Raw genomic sequence first — 17,534 nt, 5'->3', positions numbered from 1 at the left:
ATTATATTATTTTTTCATTAATTAAACTCAAACACATGAAAAAACTATTACTCCTTGGGGTATTGGTGTTTGCTGTATTCAGCACATCAATGGCTCAAACAAGGCAAGTAACCGGTAAGGTTACTGCTTCTGAGGATGGTACTGCTCTTCCGGGAGTTAGTGTCAGCCTAAAAGGTTCATCTCGAGGTACAACCTCGGCAGCAGATGGTACTTACACTATTTCGGTAGGTGATGGCGCTGCAATCACTTTCAGTTTTGTGGGTTACAAGCCACAAACGGTTTCAGTAGGAAGCCAAAGTTCAATCAACGTTGTTTTAGCTTCAGATGCATCTGAATTGAATGAAGTTGTTGTAACGGCTTTGGGTCTTACTCGTACAAAGAACTCATTACCTTATGCTGCACAGCAAGTTAAAGGAGAAGAGTTAACACGCGTACGTACTGGTAACGCAATTCAAGCATTATCTGGTAAAGTAGCGGGTTTACAAATCATCCAAGGTAATGCGATCGGTGGCTCTACTAACGTAGTTATTCGTGGTAACAAATCATTGACTGGTAACAACCAAGCTCTTTTCGTAGTGGATGGTGTGCCAATTGATAACACGAACAAAAACTCTGGTAACCAAACAACTGGTCGTGGTGGTTATGATTACGGTAATGCAGCTGCGGATATTAACCCAGATGATATCGAAAACATGACTGTCTTGAAAGGTGCTGCGGCAACTGCTCTTTACGGTTCTCGTGCTTCGAATGGTGTGATCATGATCACAACTAAGAAAGCAAAGCGTGGTTTAGGTTTAACTATCAACGCTGGTTTAACCGTAGGAACAATTGATAAGTCAACTTTCCCTACTTACCAAAACCAATATGGTGCAGGTTATTCTGATCCATATCAAAAAGATGGTTTCTTGTATTTTGATGCAAATGGTGATGGTACAGATGATTTAGTTGTACCTACAGCAGAAGATGCGTCTTACGGGGTGAAATTTAATCCTAGCTTAATGGTTTACCACTGGGATGCTTTTGATCCAGCGGGTCCTAACTACAAGAAAATGAAGCCATGGGTTGCTGCTACTAATACGCCAGACACATTCTATGAGACAGCTATTTCTAACAACACGAATATTTTGTTAGATGGCGCGAATGATAAAGGAACGTATAAATTAGGCTTTACGCGTAATGAAGAGCGTGGTACTTTACCTAACTCTAATGTGACTAAGAACATTGTAAACTTAGGAGGTTCATATAAAATCAATGAGAAATTAAGCGCTCAAGCAGTGGCTAACTTCTCTATCGTAGATGGTAAAGGTCGTTACGGTTCAGGTTATTCTGGACAAAACGTTAACCAAAACTTCCGTCAATGGTACCAAACTAACGTAGATTTAGTAGAGCAAAAAGAAGCTTATTTCCGTAACAATCAAAACGTTACTTGGAACTGGGGTGATCCTTCTTCTGCAGCTGGTTTAAAGCCAATCTATACAGATAACTACTATTGGACTCGTTACCAAAACTATGAGACTGATTCACGTACTCGTATCTTCGGTAATGCTCAATTAGATTATAAAGCAACTTCATACTTAGCTTTTTTAGGACGTATTACACTTGATACTTACAGTGAATTGCAAGAAGAGCGTAATGCGGTAGGTTCTCAAGCAGTACCTAGTTATTATCATTTAGAGCGTTCGTTTAATGAAACGAACTATGATTTGATGGCTAACTTCGATAAGAATGTGATTAAAGATGTAAATGTGAAAGCCTTAGCTGGTTTGAACTTACGTAAATCATTTGTTCGCGCGATGTCAGGTAGTACTAACGGAGGTTTGATCGTTCCAGGTTTATATTCTGTTGCGAATTCAAAGGGAACAGTTGCGGCTACGGCGGAAGGATATTCACCACGTGAGGTATTCGGTCTGTTTGGTGGTTTAACGGTAACATATAAAGATTTCTTAACATTAGATGGTACTATCCGTCGTGATAAGTCGTCTACCTTACCTGTTGAAAATAACCAATACAACTACTATTCAGGTTCTATGTCTTGGTTATTCTCTCACCACATCCAAGATCTTCCTTGGTTGACTTCTGGTAAGTTACGTGCTAACTGGGCGACTGTAGGTAATGATGCTCCTTGGGGTGCTATCAAAAACGTATATGATCAACCATCTCCATTCGGTTCGACCATCTTGTTCTCTGTACCTAGTACACAAAACAATCCGGTATTGAAGCCAGAGCAAACTCAATCTCGTGAGATTGGTTTAGAGATGTCATTCTTACAGAACCGTTTAGGTTTTGATGCGACGTATTATCAATCAAATACATTAGATCAAATTTTACCAGCAGCGGTTTCTTCTGCAACTGGTTTTAGTTCATCTTATGTGAATGCAGGTAATATTGAGAACAAAGGTTTTGAATTAAGCGTTTACGCTACACCCATCAAAACAGCTGATTTCTCTTGGAATGTAAATGCAAACTGGACTAAGAATCAATCATTAGTATTGAGCTTATACGGTGTATCTCAAAACCTTCAATTAGGTTCATTCCAAGGTGGCGTTTCTTTGAACGCAACGGTAGGACAACCTTATGGTGTGTTACAAGGAAAGACGTGGGTATTAGTAAATGGAGAAAAGTCTGTTAAGTCTAACGGACGTTATGCTATTTCTACTACGACTACGAACAATATCGGTAATGTTAACCCAGATTGGATCGGTGGTTTGAATAACACATTCAAATACAAAAATGTATCCTTCTCTTTCTTAATTGATATGAAGAAAGGTGGTAACGTATTCTCACTTGATCAGTACTATGGTGCTGCGACAGGTGTTTATGCTGAATCAGCTGAACTTAATGATAAAGGAAACCCATCTCGTAATTCAATTGCTGATGGTGGTGGAATTATCATGCCAGGTGTGAAAGCAGACGGAACTCCGAATGATATCCGCGTTGAAAATGAGTACGGTACGTATGGTTATGCTTATAACCCAGCTGCTGCATTCGTTTATGATGCGACTTTCGTGAAATTACGTGAGGCTAACTTGACGTATTCTTTACCTAAATCAGTCGTTGCTAAATTAGGTGGCGTGAAAGGTGTAGACGTGTCTATTTTTGGACGTAACTTATGGATCATTAAAAAATATGTTCCTTATTCAGATCCTGAAGAAAACTTGTCTTCTGGTAATATCCAAGGAAATCAATCAGGTGCTTATCCCACTACTAGATCGATCGGATTTAACGTTAAATTGTTATTTTAATCATCCTAAATTTAGATAAAGATGAAAAATATGTTAAAAGTTTTTGTACCGCTGTTGCTATTGTTCTCGGCTTGTACAGAAGATATCTCTCAATTAAATACCGAGACTAAAAGGCCAGCAGCTGTTCCAGCTCCTACCTTGTTCTCGAATGCTACGAGAACCCTTGCTGGTTCTTTAGCGTCTGCAAGTGTGAACACGAACGTGTTCCGTTTTACAGTTAGCCACTGGGCTATGGCTGTATACCAAGATGAAGCGCAATATGATTTCAATACGCGTGCTATCCCTCAAGGATGGTGGACAACCATGTACCGTGATGTATTAGCAGATTATACTGAATCAGCTAAGTTAATCACGGCGGATGCAACGTTAACTGCAGGTGAGAAAGCGAATAAATTAGCGATCATTGACATCATGCAAGTTTATACGTATTCTATCTTAGTGAATACTTTCGGAAATGTTCCTTACACAGAAGCATTACAACCGACTAATTTATTCCCTAAGTACGATGATGCGAAAACGGTTCACGCTGATTTAATGGCTCGTTTGAATTCAGATATCACTAAATTAAATACATCAGCTGCAGGTTTTGCTTCAGGTGAAGATTTAGTTTATAAAGGATCTATTTCTAACTGGTTGAAATTTGCTAACACATTGCGTATGAAGTTAGGTATGATCGTGGCGGACGAAAATGCTGCTGCTGCTAAAACGGCGGTAGAAGCGTCTGATGCTGGTGCAATCTCAGCTTCTGCTAACAATGGTTATTTCACTTACCAGTCAGCATCCCCTAATCAAAATCCATTATTTGCTGATATCGTAACCGGTGGTCGTCAAGATTACATTGGTGCGAAAGACTTAATGGATAAGTTATTAGGATGGAATGACCCTCGTACAGCCTTTTATTTCTCTAAAAATAACGCTGGTGTTTATGCTGGTGGTATTGTAGGAAAATCAAATACGTTCGTAGATTTCTCTCGTGCTGGTGCAAAAGTGATCGCAGCTGCTGATCCTTATGTATTTGCTGACGTGGTAGAAACAGAATTCTTACGTGCTGAAGCTGCTGAGCGTGGTTATACAGTAGCTGGTTCTGCAGAATCTCACTACAATAAAGCGATTACGGCTTCTATTTTGTATTGGGGTGGAACACAAGCAAACGCTGATGATTATTTAGCTCAAGCTGCTGTTGCTTATACAACTGCTGCTGGAACTTGGAAAGAAAAGATTGCAACTCAGAAATGGATTGCGCTTTATAACCGTCCTTACGAAGGTTGGACTGAGTTACGTCGTTTAGACTTTCCTAAAATTGCTACACCAGTAAATGCTAAGTCTGGATTCCCTACTCGTTTGTCTTACCCGGCTAATGAGCAAACTTTAAATGGAACTAACTATACAGCGGCTGCTTCGGCAATCGGTGGTGATGTGGTTACAACGAAGTTATTCTGGGATAAAAACTAATTTTAGTTTTTAGATCGAATTTAAAGAGGCGACCCGCAAGGGTCGCCTCTTTTTTTTATGACCTTTTTTTAATAAAATGACTTGATAGTTTGAATGATTATGCTGGGTAATTTAGAGGTTAATAAAATTAATCATAAATAATTTTTATTTATATCATATAAATGTTTAATTGTTTTTCTTTAAACCTAAACAATACATTTGAGGTTCTAAATTGCGTAACAATACCATAACATGGTGTTTACATTATGCTTCATTTTAAATAATTCTATTATGAAAAAAACAGTACTAGTAAGTATCTTCTTATGTTTGTTAGCGATAATTCCGCTTCAAGCACAAGACAGATCGATTTCTGGAAAGGTTACCGGAGATGATGGAACATCTTTACCAGGTGTTAACGTTTCCATCAAGGGAACGAGCAGAGGTACAAATACCGATGCAGGTGGTTCGTTCAAATTAACAGTTTCTTCGAATGCTGTTATAGTCATTAGTTCTGTCGGTTATACGGCTCAGGAAATTCGAGTGGGAAACCGTAGCGTATTCAATGTTACTTTGGTATCTAGTTCATCTACGTTAGATGAGGTTGTTATCACCACATTTGGAACAGCTAAAAAATCATCCTTTACTGGATCTTCTGCTAAAGTAACTGCAGAGAAATTAGGGGTAAGACCTATTACGAATATTGGCCAAGCTTTAGAAGGTATTGCACCGGGTGTGACTACCACGTCTACTTCAGGTCAACCTGGATCGGCTCCTGCCGTTCGTATTCGTGGTTTTGGTTCGATTTCATCTTCCAATGACCCATTATACGTAGTGGATGGTATTCCTTATTCTGCCAGTATTGCGAATTTGAACAATGACGATATTGAGTCGATCACTGTTTTAAAGGATGCAGCTTCTACAGCGCTTTATGGTGCTCGTGCAGCCAATGGTGTGGTGATGGTTACTACCAAAAAGGGTACAAAAGGAAAGAATACGATTAATATCAAGTATACAAAAGGTTTTAATACGCGTGCCATGCCAGAATATGATCGCGTGGGTGCTGCGGATTATTATCCTTTGATGTGGGAGTCTAATCGTAATAATTTAGCTTACAGAGCAACTAGTCCAGTAGCTATTGGTACAGCAAACACGACAGCTTCAGCTGGTTTAGGTGCGATTGTGGGAACAGGTTATAATGTATACAATGTTCCTTTCGCTCAATTAGTAGGAACAGACGGTAAATTAAATTCATCTGCGCAATTGATTTACAATGCGGATGATTTAAACTGGGAGAAGGCAGTGATGCGTGAGGGTATTCGTGATGAGGTAGCAGCTAATTTCTCTGGATCAACTGGTAAATCGGATTATTTCTTATCCGTATCTTATTTGAATGACAAGGGATACCAAATCAAGTCTGACTACGATCGTTTTACAGCTCGTTTAAATGTGAATAGCCAAATGAATGATTGGTTCAAAGTAGGAGCTAACATGAATACGACGTTGACGACTTCGAATCAGTCGACAGCAGATGGTGGAACTTCTTTTGTGAATCCATTCTTCTTTACACGTGCTATGGCACCTATTTATCCTGTTTATGCATACAATCCAGCAAGTCCAGGTTCATTCTTACAATTAGAGAATGGAAAGAATCGCTATGATTATGGTAATTTAAGTGGTTTAGGTTTATCTAACCGTCCTCAATATGGTGGTCGTCACGTAGTAGCTGAAACGGAATTGAACGAAAACTTCTTCCGTAGAAACTTAATAGGTGGTCGTGCTTATGGTGAAATTTCTTTCTTGAAAGATTTTAAATTAACGAATAACGTAGGTGTGGATATTACGAATGCGAATTCTATCGTTTTTGGTAATCCAGAAATCGGTGATGGTGCTCCTGCAGGTCGTGCTTCGAATACATTTGAGAATGTTACTTCTTATAACTTATCTCAATTATTAACCTATAACCATTCATTTGGGAAGCATAATGTGGATGCCCTTTTAGGTCATGAGAACTATAACTTAGTAAGTAATAGTTTAGATGGTTCTCGTTCACAACAAATCTTAGATGGTAATTATGAATTAATTAACTTCACTACTACAACGAACTTGACATCTCAGTATGATGTTCGTCGTGTAGAAGGTTTCTTCTCTCGTTTGAATTATGATTATGATTCGAAGTATTTCGTTTCATTCTCCGCTCGTCGCGATGGTTCTTCTAAATTCTTCCAAGATAAGCGTTGGGGTACATTCTACTCTGCTTCAGCTGCTTGGCGTTTAGATCAAGAGGACTTCATCAAAGAATTAACGTTCATTGATAACCTGAAACTAAGAGGTTCATGGGGCCAAACAGGTAACGATGGTGGTATCAGTAACTATGCTTGGCAGCCATTATATGCTTTGGGTTGGAATAACGCAACAGAGCCAGGTATTTTACAATCTTCTCTAGGTAGTAAATCATTAGAGTGGGAGACAAATACGGCTTTTGATGTCGCCTTAGAATTTGGTTTATTCAAAAACAGAGTTTCAGGTACGATTGAATACTTTGATCGTCAATCGACTAACTTAATCTTTGCCGTGCCATTACCACTTTCAGTGGGTATTGGTTCTGAGACGCGTAACATTGGATCTATGTACAACAGAGGTATCGAACTTCAATTAAGTGCAGACTTAGTTAGAACGAAAGACTTTACTTGGAATGTAGATTTAAATGCGACGAAATTAGAGAATAAGATTACGAAGATGCCTGCTGAAAGTAAGGAGATCATTGATGGTACAAAGAAATTAAAGGAGGGAAGTTCTCTTTATGATTATTGGTTACGCGAATACAAAGGAGTTAATCCGGAGACAGGTGTGGCTGAGTACCGTGCTACCTCTTTTGTAGCGTCTAACTCGAGAATTACAGCGAACGGAGATACCTTAACTAATAACATTGCAAACGCAAGGTATTGGTATAATGGAACATCTATTGCTGATTTAACAGGATCGGTTAATACATCCCTTCGCTACAAAGGTTTCTCTTTAACTGCTTTGATGGTTTATCAAGTAGGAGGTAAAATTTATGATGGAGCTTATGCTAGTTTAATGGGCGCTGGTTATCATAGTGCGAAGCATGTGGATATCTTAAAGCGTTGGATTAATCCAGGAGATGTTACGGAAGTGCCACGTATGGATAATGGCCGTACCGCTGATTTTGATGCGGCTTCGGATCGTTGGTTAATTGATGGTAGTTTCTTAAACATCCGTACAGTGACTTTATCTTACCGTTTACCTAAGTCCTTGTTGTCTCGATTAAAAATTGATAACGCTCAGGTATATGTGAGTGGGGAGAACTTCCTTATGTTATCTCGCCGCAGCGGTATGAATGTGCAACAGAATTTTGGAGGAACGACTAGTAACGTCTATAGTCCTGCGAAATCATTGGTTTTAGGTCTTTCATTCTCTTTATAATATTTGAATCATGAAAAATAAATATTTAGTTTACTTTTCGCTTGTATTCGCATTGTTATTTACTTCATGCGAGGAAGCTTATTTAGATACTTCCCCTACGGCTAGTATTGATGCAGGATCAGCCTATGCTACTACAAAGAATGCAGCATCTGCCATTAACGGTATTTACCGTTCGTTTATCGTACGTTATTTAAGTTCTCAAGGCCACTCGGGTCATCCGGCTATGATGATTATTTTAGATCACCTAGGAGAGGATATGGTTATTAGTGCTACTTCGGCGTCTTGGCACGTAGGTGAAACACGTTGGACAGCTCACCGTTCAGACGTGAATACCTTGGTGCAATTTCCCTACGAGATGTATTACCGAATTATTGGTAATGCGAATATTGGGATAGCTAACTTGGATAAGGCTGTTGGCCCAGCTGCTGAACGCAATGCGTTGAAAGGGGAGGCTTTAGCTTTACGTGCATTTGGTTATTTCAATCTAGTGCAATTGTATGGTAAGCGTTATGATGCGACAGCGAAACCTAATTCTCAATTAGGTGTACCTTTAGTTTTAGAGCCTACTACAGAAGGTAAACCTCGTAGTACAGTGGAAGAGGTTTACTCCCAAATCAATAAGGATTTAACGGATGCTGCAGCTTTATTAACAACGTCTCGCTTAAACAAATCACACATTAATTTAAGTGTGGTAAAAGGTTTGCAAGCACGCGTTGCCTTAGTTCAACAAGATTGGACAAATGCGGCTAAGTTTGCTGCTGAGGCACGCGCAGGATATGTACCTATGACATCAACTATGTACACGGATGGTTTTCAAGACATCGCTAACTCGGAGTGGATGTGGGGATTCGATCACTTAGAAGACCAAACGGAATATTTCGGTGGTTATCACTCGTATATTTCATGTAACTACAATTCTACTGTAATTAGAACCTATCCAAAGGTGATTAATAATTTGTTGTATGCGCAAATTCCAACGACTGATATTAGATCTAAAATGTGGGTGGAAACTCCAACTGCTACAAATTCGGTTGTTCCTCCGGGCGGTATACGTCCTAAATTCTTAAATCAGAAATTTAAGCTTCCTGGCGTTCCGTCTACTTCAGCGATGGGAGATGTTCCTTACATGCGGGCGGGTGAGATGTACTTAATCGAGGCGGAAGCTAAAGCTCGTTTAAATGATGCAGCTGGAGCTTCTCAGATTTTATTCGATTTAGTGAAGACTAGAGATGCTAGTTATGTTAAATCAACTAAAACAGGTGTTTCATTGATTAATGAAGTCTTACTTCAACGCCGTATTGAACTTTGGGGAGAAGGACACCGTTTCTTAGACTTGAAGCGTACAAATGCAGCATTGAACAGAAATGGTACGAATGCCATTGCTTCGGTTGCCTTGTTATATGATGTGGCTCCGGGTGATGTGCGTTGGGAATTCTTAATTCCACGTCGCGAGATTAATGCAAATCCTGCGATTGTTCAAAATCCATTATAATTATTTTGTAAATTAAAGGTGGCTAATTTATTAGCCACCTTTTTTTGTTTAAATCTATCCTATGAAAAAATCAACCATTTTAGTGACACTGAGTGTGTTGCTCTTTACTCCATTGTTTAGTAAAGCTCAAGATATCGATTCCTATCAATTGCCACCTAAGGCCATTTCGGATTTGCTTTTGGCAAAACCTATTCCTTTAGTTCGCATTGATTCGAAGGCGGATTACTTATTGTTATTAGGTCGTAACTCGTATCCTACCGTAGAGGAACTAGGTCAGCCGGAGATGAAAATTGCGGGTCTTCGCTTGAATCCCTTGAATTTTTCTCCTTCACGCCAAAGTCCCATCAGCAGCATTACCTTGCAAACCATTCGTAATGGGGCGAAAATCGAAATTGCTGGTTTGCCTAAAAACCTAGCTGTGGGAACTGTTGCTTGGAATCCATCCGAGACGAAAATTGCTTTTGCTCAAATAGAGGTGAATGGTGTCGATTTGTATGTGATTGATATCGCTACAAAGAAGGCATCGCGTGTGAATAGCGCTCCTTTGAATCAAGTGTTGGGAAATGCGTTTACCTGGGTAGATGATCAAAGCATTTTATACAAGGTCACTACACATGATGCGGCCGGTGCGCCTAAACGCCCTATCACGCCTAAAGGGCCCACCATTCAGCAGAATGTAGGTAAAGCTGCACCTAGACCTACTTTTCAAGATTTGATTAAATCCCCTTATGACGAGAGCTTATTTGCCTATTATGCGGAGGCTCAATTAGTCGTTTATAGAAATGGAGTGAATAAGAAAATAGGGGAGCCAGCTCTGTTCAATTCTTTCCAATTGTCTCCGGACCGTCGCTACATTTTGACGCGTAGCGTTGCGAAGCCTTTTTCGTATGCTGTACCTGCGTATGGATTTCCTTCGACATTGAGAGTACTTGATTTGGAAGGTAAAATGATCAAAGAGATTGCTAAATTACCCTCTGCGGAAAGTGCTCCAGGTGGGAATGATAATGTACAAAATGTACCTCGTGGATTCGAGTGGCGCGATGATGAGCCTGCGTCCCTTGTGTATGCGATGCCACTTGACAGTGGTTTGATTAAAAAGCAGGTGGATTTCCATGATGCGGTTTATTCGTTATCAGCTCCTTTTACTCAAGAGCCTAAAGAGTTATTTAAGACGAAGACCCGTTTTGCCGGGGTTACCTGGGGAAATGCTAAACTGGCTTTAGTTAGTGAGGTCTTGCGTGGTAAGCAGACTTCTAAGGTGAGTCGTTATTCATCAGTCGATGGATCGTTAGAATTATTATATGAGCGGAATTTAACTGACGCTTACCGAAATCCAGGAAGTCCCGTCATGACGAAAAATGCCTTAGGACGAGATGTGATCCAGTTAACGGATAATGGAACTAAAATTTTAATGAATAATCCAGTCGGTTCTTCTGATCAGGGGGATCTACCTTTTATCTCGAAGTTCGATTTAGCTACTAAGAAGAACGAGATTATTTGGCGTGCTAAACCGGGTAATTTTGAACAAGTAGAAGAAGTAATTGATGCGGATAAATTAATCGTATTAAGTAGAAAGGAATCCCAAACAGAGGTGCCCAACTACTTCATTAAGAACTTGCTAAATTCTGCTCAAGACAAGGCATTGACACAATTTGAGAATCCTTACCCTAATTTAGTGGGAATTACTAAGGAGAAAATCAAGTACAAGCGTGCAGATGGCGTAGATCTAACGGGCGATTTATATTTGCCAAAAGGCTATAACAAAGAAAAAGATGGTCCACTTCCAGTTTTGATTTGGGCTTATCCACGCGAATTTAATTCCGCTGCAGATGCCGCTCAGATTCGTGGAAGCAAGGATCGATTCACCATGTTAAGCTGGGCATCGCCTATCTATTATGCTACGCAGGGTTATGCGATTTTAGATAATGCTGAAATGCCAATCGTGTCAACAGATGCTTCGAAAAAACCCAATGATAACTTTGTCGATCAATTAAAGCTAAATGCTTCCGCGGCGATTGATTACTTAGCTTCTTTAGGTGTGGGCGATCGCAAGCGTATGGCCGTGGGTGGTCACAGCTATGGTGCGTTTATGACTGCTAATTTATTAGCACATACCGATTTATTTAAAGCAGGTATTGCCCGTAGTGGAGCTTATAATCGTACGTTGACTCCTTTTGGTTTCCAAAACGAAGACCGTACTTACTGGCAAGCACCACAATTGTACTATGAGATGAGTCCCTTCAGCTATGCCGACAAAATCAAAGAGCCAATCTTATTAGTGCACGGTGAGCAAGACGACAACACAGGAACTTTCCCCATCAACTCCGAGCGCCTTTATGCTGCTTTAAAAGGAAATGGAGCAACAACTCGTTTCGTTTATCTACCTTATGAGGCGCATAGCTACCGTGGTAAAGAAAACGTTTTACACTTGCTATGGGAGCAATTCCAGTGGTTAGAGAAATACGTGAAGTAAGAGAAAGTTAAGCAAAAAAAAAGGCGACCCGCAGGGTCGCCTTTTTTTACCAGTCCGAAGGGAAAAAGTCCGAAGGGAAAATCTGGACTAAATTCCTCCGGACTCATTTCCTTTAGACTCCGGACTTATTTTACCAAATCTTAATCCGATCTTCCGGCTTCTTATACAGCTTATCACCTGCTTTCACTCCGAAAGCCGTGTACCAAGCATCCATATTCACTGGAGCACCGATCGTACGGTATTGTGCTGGTGAGTGAGAGTCAGTTTGTACTAATTGTACTTCTGTTTCCGGAAGAGATGAACCTCTCCACACTTGAGCCCAAGCCAAGAAGAAACGTTGATCTGGTGAGAATCCATCAATTTTCTTAGCTGCCTTTCCTTGCTTAGTCATTTTGAATGCCTCATAAGCCATATTCAAGCCACCTAAGTCTCCGATGTTTTCGCCCATCGTTAATTTACCATTTACGTGGATCGTATCTTGAACCGTATATGCGTCAAATTGCTTGCCTAAAAGTTCTGTTCTAGCCTTGAATTTCGCTAAATCGTCTTTTGTCCACCAGTTGCGCAAGGTGCCATCTTTGTCGTATTGGCTACCACTGTCATCGAATCCGTGTGACATTTCGTGTCCAATTACCGCACCGATTCCGCCGTAGTTGATCGCATCATCTGCTTCAGCTGCGAAGAAAGGGAATTGTAAAATTCCGGCAGGGAAAACGATTTCGTTCATTACTGGGCTATAGTAAGCGTTCACTGTCGGTGGCGTCATACCCCAACGGCTTCTGTCTACCGGCTTGCCTAATTGTGCTAAATTCTCTTGGAAGCCCCATGCACCTGCACGGCGAATGTTTCCATAGTATTCAGTGGCTGATACCTCTAAACCATCGTAGTTTTTCCATTTGTCAGGATAACCGATTTTAGGAGTGAAAGCGTTTAATTTTGCCAAAGCCTTTTCCTTCGTCTCTGCGCTCATCCAATCTAACTTGTTTAAGCGTACAGCGAAAGCTTTACGTAGGTTAGCCACTAATTCTACCATTCTCGCTTTAGCTTCTGGCTTGAAGTATTTAGCCACATATAATTGACCTAATAATTCACCTAACGTTCCGTCCGTCATAGAAGACATACGTTGCCATCTTGGTGCTTGGACTTTTTGGCCTGATAATACTTGTGAATAAGCAAAGCTAGCTTTTACGAAAGGAGAACTTAAATACCCTGCACTGCTACGTAACAAATTCCAAGTTAAATAGGTCTTCCAGGTATCTACTGGAGTCTCAATTAACATTTTATTAACGGCCTCGAAGAATTTAGGAGCACCCACTAAGATGGAATCAGGAGCAGATGTGCCAAAATCTTGGAAAGTCAATGCCCAGTTAAATGCGGGTGTCTTTTGATTGAAATCCGCGAACGCAAATTTATTATACGTTTTGTATGGATCACGCATCTCGACACGCGCCATTTGAGCCTCTGCTAATTTCTTCTCTAATTGGTAAACTGTTTCCGCATTTGCTTTCGCTTGCGCCTCTGGTGTACCTGTCAAAGCAAATAGTGTCGCCACGTATTTTTTAAATGCCTCTTGAATCTTCACACTACGCGCATCATTCTTTAAATAATAATCGCGATCTGGTAGCGAGGTTCCGCCTTGGCCTAATTGTGGAACCATTTTCTCTACGTTCTTGCGGTCTTGACCTATATAAAAGCCAAATAAGGGAGAGCCAGCTCCTGTTGAGCGCATACGCGCAATTTCTGTTACGATTTGTGATTTGAATTGCAATCCAGCAATGTGTTGCAAATCAGCTTGAATAGGAGTGAATCCTAGTCTTTCGATCGCTAAGCTGTCCATAGCGGCAGCATAGAAATCAGCCACTCTTTTTTCGACTGAACCAGCGGCAGCTTTCGTGTCTTTGGTCTCATCTAAAATCGTTTTAATCGCATTGATATTAAAATCACGCAATTGATTAAAGGCACCCCAGCGTGTTTCTTTTGCTGGAATTGGATTTTTCTTTACCCAAGGTCCGTTCGAATATTCCACGAAGTCATCTCCCGCTTTTACGCTAAGATTCATATTATCGCGATCAATAAATTTTCCCGGTTTTTCTTGCGCATAAAGGCTGCTGCTGATTAAAACAGTGCCTGCAAGGAGGAGTTGTAAGTAATTATTTTTCATTTGAAAAAGGTTGATGTGACATTAAATTAATTAATTTAATGTATCTAAACTATCAATATGAAGAAATTGTTACTAATACTGTCCTGCTTTTTAGCATTTACCCTCTCTGTAAACGGCCAAAAGCCTATGTCACATGAGATCATGATTAAATGGAAAAAGATAGGAGCCCCCAAAATTTCCCCCGATGGGCGCTATGTGATTTATTCTCGCATCGAAACCTCCTACAATCTGGAGGAACAAACGTCCGATCTTTGGATTGCCTCAGCGGACGGTTCGTCAGAGCCACGAAAATTAACAAATTCAAAAGGCGGCGAAGACAATTACCAATGGTCAGCGGCTTCAGATAAAATCTATTTTGTTGCCAAACGTGATGGAGACGAGGCAGCTCAATTATATGTATTGCCTTTAGCCGGTGGTGAAGCCCAGCGCCTAACCTCACTTTCTACAGGCGTGAGTGATGTTAAATTTTCCGCAGATGGTTCACGAATCATATTCTCGAGCCGTGTTTTCCCAAAAGCTTTCAACGATTCAGCTAGCAAAAAGATGGCTGATGAAAAGAAGAAAATTAAGACCAAAGCCCGTGTCTATCAATCTTTCCCCGTGCGCTATTGGGACTCTTGGTTAGACGAGAAACAAGGGCATATCTTCGTAATGGATTTAAAATCTGGTGCTCAACCTTTGAATCTAATGGCGAATGTTTCCCTAGTTAATTCACTAGGATTCCGTTTAGGCTCCTATAATTTTGGCCCTGATGGCAAATCAGTCGTGTTTACGGCAACCACCGAATACAATACGACTGCTTATCAATCCGCTAAGTCGAACATTTATTCTGTTAGCGTATCGGGTGGTAAGGAGACGACCCTAGTGAATGACGAGACAGATTATTCAACTGCTGAATACACAGAGGATGGTAAATATTTGGTCGCAACCGGTTCTGCGATAGGGAATAAATTATACTATTTGAATCGCATGTATCGTTTCGATGCATCGTCTACGTCTGCCAAAAAAGAACTAGCCGCCACCCTGGATCGTCCCATCAATGATATGGAAATGGCTGGCTCATCTGTTTTTGCTAGCATCGAAGATCAAGGGATAGATCGAATAGTTGAAATTTCGGTGGCTGATGGTTCGATTAAACCCGTTTTAGGGGCTGAAACAGGATCATATACAGGACTAAGTCTTTCGGCTAAACCATCCATTTTCGCTTATTATTACCAATCTATTTTCTCTCCACCCGAGGTTTGGGTGTCTTCTGGCGGAATTGTGAAAGCAATTTCAAAGGCAAACGATGCTGTTTTAGCAGGTTTGGATTTACAGAAGCCGGAGGTGATTTGGACTAAAACATCCCGAGGCAAAAATATTCGATCCGTCGTTTTGAAACCAACTGGATTTGATGCTTCGAAGAAATATCCCTTGTTTGTACTAATGCACGGTGGGCCCGCCATATCTTTTAAGGATGTGTTCGGTTACCGTTGGAATCCGTACGTGCTAGGTTCCACTAACTATGTACTAGTGATGACAGATTATACAGGTTCTGTGGGTTATGGTGAGAAATTTACGCAGGATATTCAATTTGACCCGTTCAAAGGTCCAGGACAGGAAATCCAAGAAGCCGCAGCCGATGCTATCAAACGCTTCTCGTATATTGATGGCAGCAAACAAGCCGCTGGTGGTGCTTCTTACGGCGGTCACCTTGCGAACTGGATGCAGGCATCAACCTCACATTATAAATGTTTAATTGCACATGCGGGTTTAGTAAACTCTGAGGCACAATGGGGAACATCTGATGTGATTTGGGGTAGAGAATTAATGAATGGAGGTGCTCCTTGGGTACCTACCAAAACCTGGAAAGAACAAAACCCCATGCGCTTCGCGGCTAACTTCAAAACGCCTATGTTATTAACCGTGGGAGAAAATGATTTCCGTGTTCCTATTAACAATACCCTAGAAAACTGGAGTATTCATCAACGTCTTCAGATTCCAAGTAAGTTAATTGTCTTCCCTGGCGAGAACCATTGGATCCTAAATCCAGACAATTCGAAATTTCATTATTCGGAAATTCAGGGTTGGTTAGCTAAGTATTTAAACTAAATAAAAAAGGTCTCGATTTGAGACCTTTTTTATTTAGTTTAAATAGTCCGGAGTCTATAGTCCGGAGGTAAAAAGTATAAACTAGCGACTGAATCCCTCCGGACTAATTCCCTTCGGACTAACTTAGCCTAACCATCCCCCCCGTCTTCACCGACTCATCACAAGCAAAGGCAATTCGTAAACTATTCACCGCATCTTCCACGTGATCCGTTAGATCTACGTCGTCTTGAATGGCACGTAAGAAATAGGCCTGCTCGCGATCGCAAAGTCCTTGGTGATCAGGCTCATCGGTTAAGTTAACCCATTCGTCTTCTTTTGTAAATTCGTTTTTGGAATCAATATCTGCATGGTGTACACGGAGTGATTCAGTTTTGGTATGGGATTCCACGTCGTCTGATTTTCCTTCGCCACCGGCATTTTTAGCGACGATGGAAACGGATCCTTTTGGCCCAAAAACATCTTTTACAAAATACGCATTCTGCGAGATCATCGGTCCCCAGCCAGCTTCATACCAGCCTACGGAACCATCTTCGAAATGGATTTGAAGTTGACCGTAATTATAATTTCCTGCCGGAATATCTTCCGTCATTCTAGCACCGATGGCAGAAACGCGAAGAGGTTTAGAACGAGTCATTTGGCACATCACATCGATATAATGCACTCCACAGTCCACGATGGGGCTTAAGGATTTCATTAAATTCCGATGCACGTCCCACATATATCCGTGTGATTGTTGATTGAGGTTCATCCGCATCACGAGGGGTTTCCCCATCGTCTTCGCTATCTCAATGAATTTTATCCACGAGGGATGGTGGCGTAAAATATAACCTACCACTAGTTTTTTGCCACTTTTGCGAACGGCATTTGCCACATTAATGGCGCCTGCTAAAGAATCGGCAATCGGTTTTTCCAAGAATACATGGCATCCCGCTTCTAGGGCAGCAATGGAATATGCTTCGTGGGTATCCGGGTAGGTGGAGATGCAAACTGCATCGGGTTTTGAATCGGCAAGGGCGGTATAGTATTCGCTGTAGAGCTTTTGGCCACCACCTAATGCTTCATTCAACGTTTCTTTACTATTTCCAGGAGAAACGAGACCGCAAATTTCAAATCCAGCTAGGTTCTGGTAGGCTTTCGCATGGGAGGCTCCCATGTTTCCGCAACCCACTACGAGTACGCGTATATTTTTCATGTTAATCG

The 17,534-nt window shown here is 40.9% G+C and carries 8 protein-coding genes; 6 read left to right on the top strand and 2 right to left on the bottom strand.

The window, feature by feature from the left end:
* Positions 1-35: 35 nt before the first annotated feature.
* The 5 genes from ACST14_RS03935 to ACST14_RS03915 all read left to right on the top strand — a co-directional run bounded on the left by ACST14_RS03935 (position 36) and on the right by ACST14_RS03915 (position 12,082).
* Positions 36-3,242, top strand: coding sequence for a SusC/RagA family TonB-linked outer membrane protein (locus ACST14_RS03935; RefSeq protein WP_459460769.1), 3,207 nt, complete (start codon positions 36-38; stop codon positions 3,240-3,242).
* Between the two features lie 21 nt (positions 3,243-3,263).
* Positions 3,264-4,694 carry a SusD/RagB family nutrient-binding outer membrane lipoprotein gene (locus tag ACST14_RS03930; protein WP_459460767.1) on the top strand — a complete coding sequence of 477 codons (1,431 nt, stop codon included), beginning with the start codon at positions 3,264-3,266 and terminating at the stop codon, positions 4,692-4,694.
* Positions 4,695-4,964: 270 nt separating this feature from the next.
* Positions 4,965-8,117 carry a SusC/RagA family TonB-linked outer membrane protein gene (locus ACST14_RS03925; protein WP_459460765.1) on the top strand — a complete coding sequence of 1,051 codons (3,153 nt, stop codon included), beginning with the start codon at positions 4,965-4,967 and terminating at the stop codon, positions 8,115-8,117.
* A 10-nt stretch (positions 8,118-8,127) separates the two neighbouring features.
* Positions 8,128-9,609 (top strand): RagB/SusD family nutrient uptake outer membrane protein, encoded by a 1,482-nt coding sequence (locus tag ACST14_RS03920; RefSeq protein WP_459460762.1) that lies wholly within the window; start codon positions 8,128-8,130, stop codon positions 9,607-9,609.
* Positions 9,610-9,670: 61 nt separating this feature from the next.
* Positions 9,671-12,082: an alpha/beta hydrolase family protein gene (locus ACST14_RS03915; RefSeq protein WP_459460760.1), complete on the top strand. Its 2,412-nt coding sequence runs from the start codon at positions 9,671-9,673 to the stop codon at positions 12,080-12,082.
* A gap of 130 nt (positions 12,083-12,212) precedes the next feature.
* On the opposite strand, the gene ACST14_RS03910 is transcribed toward ACST14_RS03915, so the two are convergent.
* A complete protein-coding gene (locus tag ACST14_RS03910; protein ID WP_459460759.1) occupies positions 12,213-14,243 on the bottom strand; it encodes a M13 family metallopeptidase in 2,031 nt (676 codons plus the stop codon).
* Between the two features lie 57 nt (positions 14,244-14,300).
* On the opposite strand from ACST14_RS03910, the gene ACST14_RS03905 reads away from it, so the two are divergent.
* Entirely contained in the window at positions 14,301-16,334 is a 2,034-nt protein-coding gene (locus ACST14_RS03905) for a prolyl oligopeptidase family serine peptidase (protein WP_459460757.1), read from the top strand.
* Between the two features lie 118 nt (positions 16,335-16,452).
* Here the strand turns inward: ACST14_RS03905 and ACST14_RS03900 are convergent, their stop codons facing one another.
* Positions 16,453-17,526, bottom strand: a complete 1,074-nt coding sequence (locus tag ACST14_RS03900) for a Gfo/Idh/MocA family protein (RefSeq protein WP_459460755.1) — start codon at positions 17,524-17,526, stop codon at positions 16,453-16,455.
* Positions 17,527-17,534: the final 8 nt, after the last annotated feature.

It is taken from the genome of Aquirufa sp. A-Brett2-15D (genome assembly GCF_054558735.1).
This window is presented reverse-complemented; position numbering and strand designations above follow the sequence as displayed.

Coding starts and splice junctions, on each gene's coding strand:
- ACST14_RS03935 (WP_459460769.1), top strand. CDS start 36: ATGAAAAAACTATTACTCCTTGGGGTATTGGTGTTTGCTGTATTCAGC.
- ACST14_RS03930 (WP_459460767.1), top strand. CDS start 3,264: ATGAAAAATATGTTAAAAGTTTTTGTACCGCTGTTGCTATTGTTCTCG.
- ACST14_RS03925 (WP_459460765.1), top strand. CDS start 4,965: ATGAAAAAAACAGTACTAGTAAGTATCTTCTTATGTTTGTTAGCGATA.
- ACST14_RS03920 (WP_459460762.1), top strand. CDS start 8,128: ATGAAAAATAAATATTTAGTTTACTTTTCGCTTGTATTCGCATTGTTA.
- ACST14_RS03915 (WP_459460760.1), top strand. CDS start 9,671: ATGAAAAAATCAACCATTTTAGTGACACTGAGTGTGTTGCTCTTTACT.
- ACST14_RS03910 (WP_459460759.1), bottom strand. CDS start 14,243: ATGAAAAATAATTACTTACAACTCCTCCTTGCAGGCACTGTTTTAATC.
- ACST14_RS03905 (WP_459460757.1), top strand. CDS start 14,301: ATGAAGAAATTGTTACTAATACTGTCCTGCTTTTTAGCATTTACCCTC.
- ACST14_RS03900 (WP_459460755.1), bottom strand. CDS start 17,526: ATGAAAAATATACGCGTACTCGTAGTGGGTTGCGGAAACATGGGAGCC.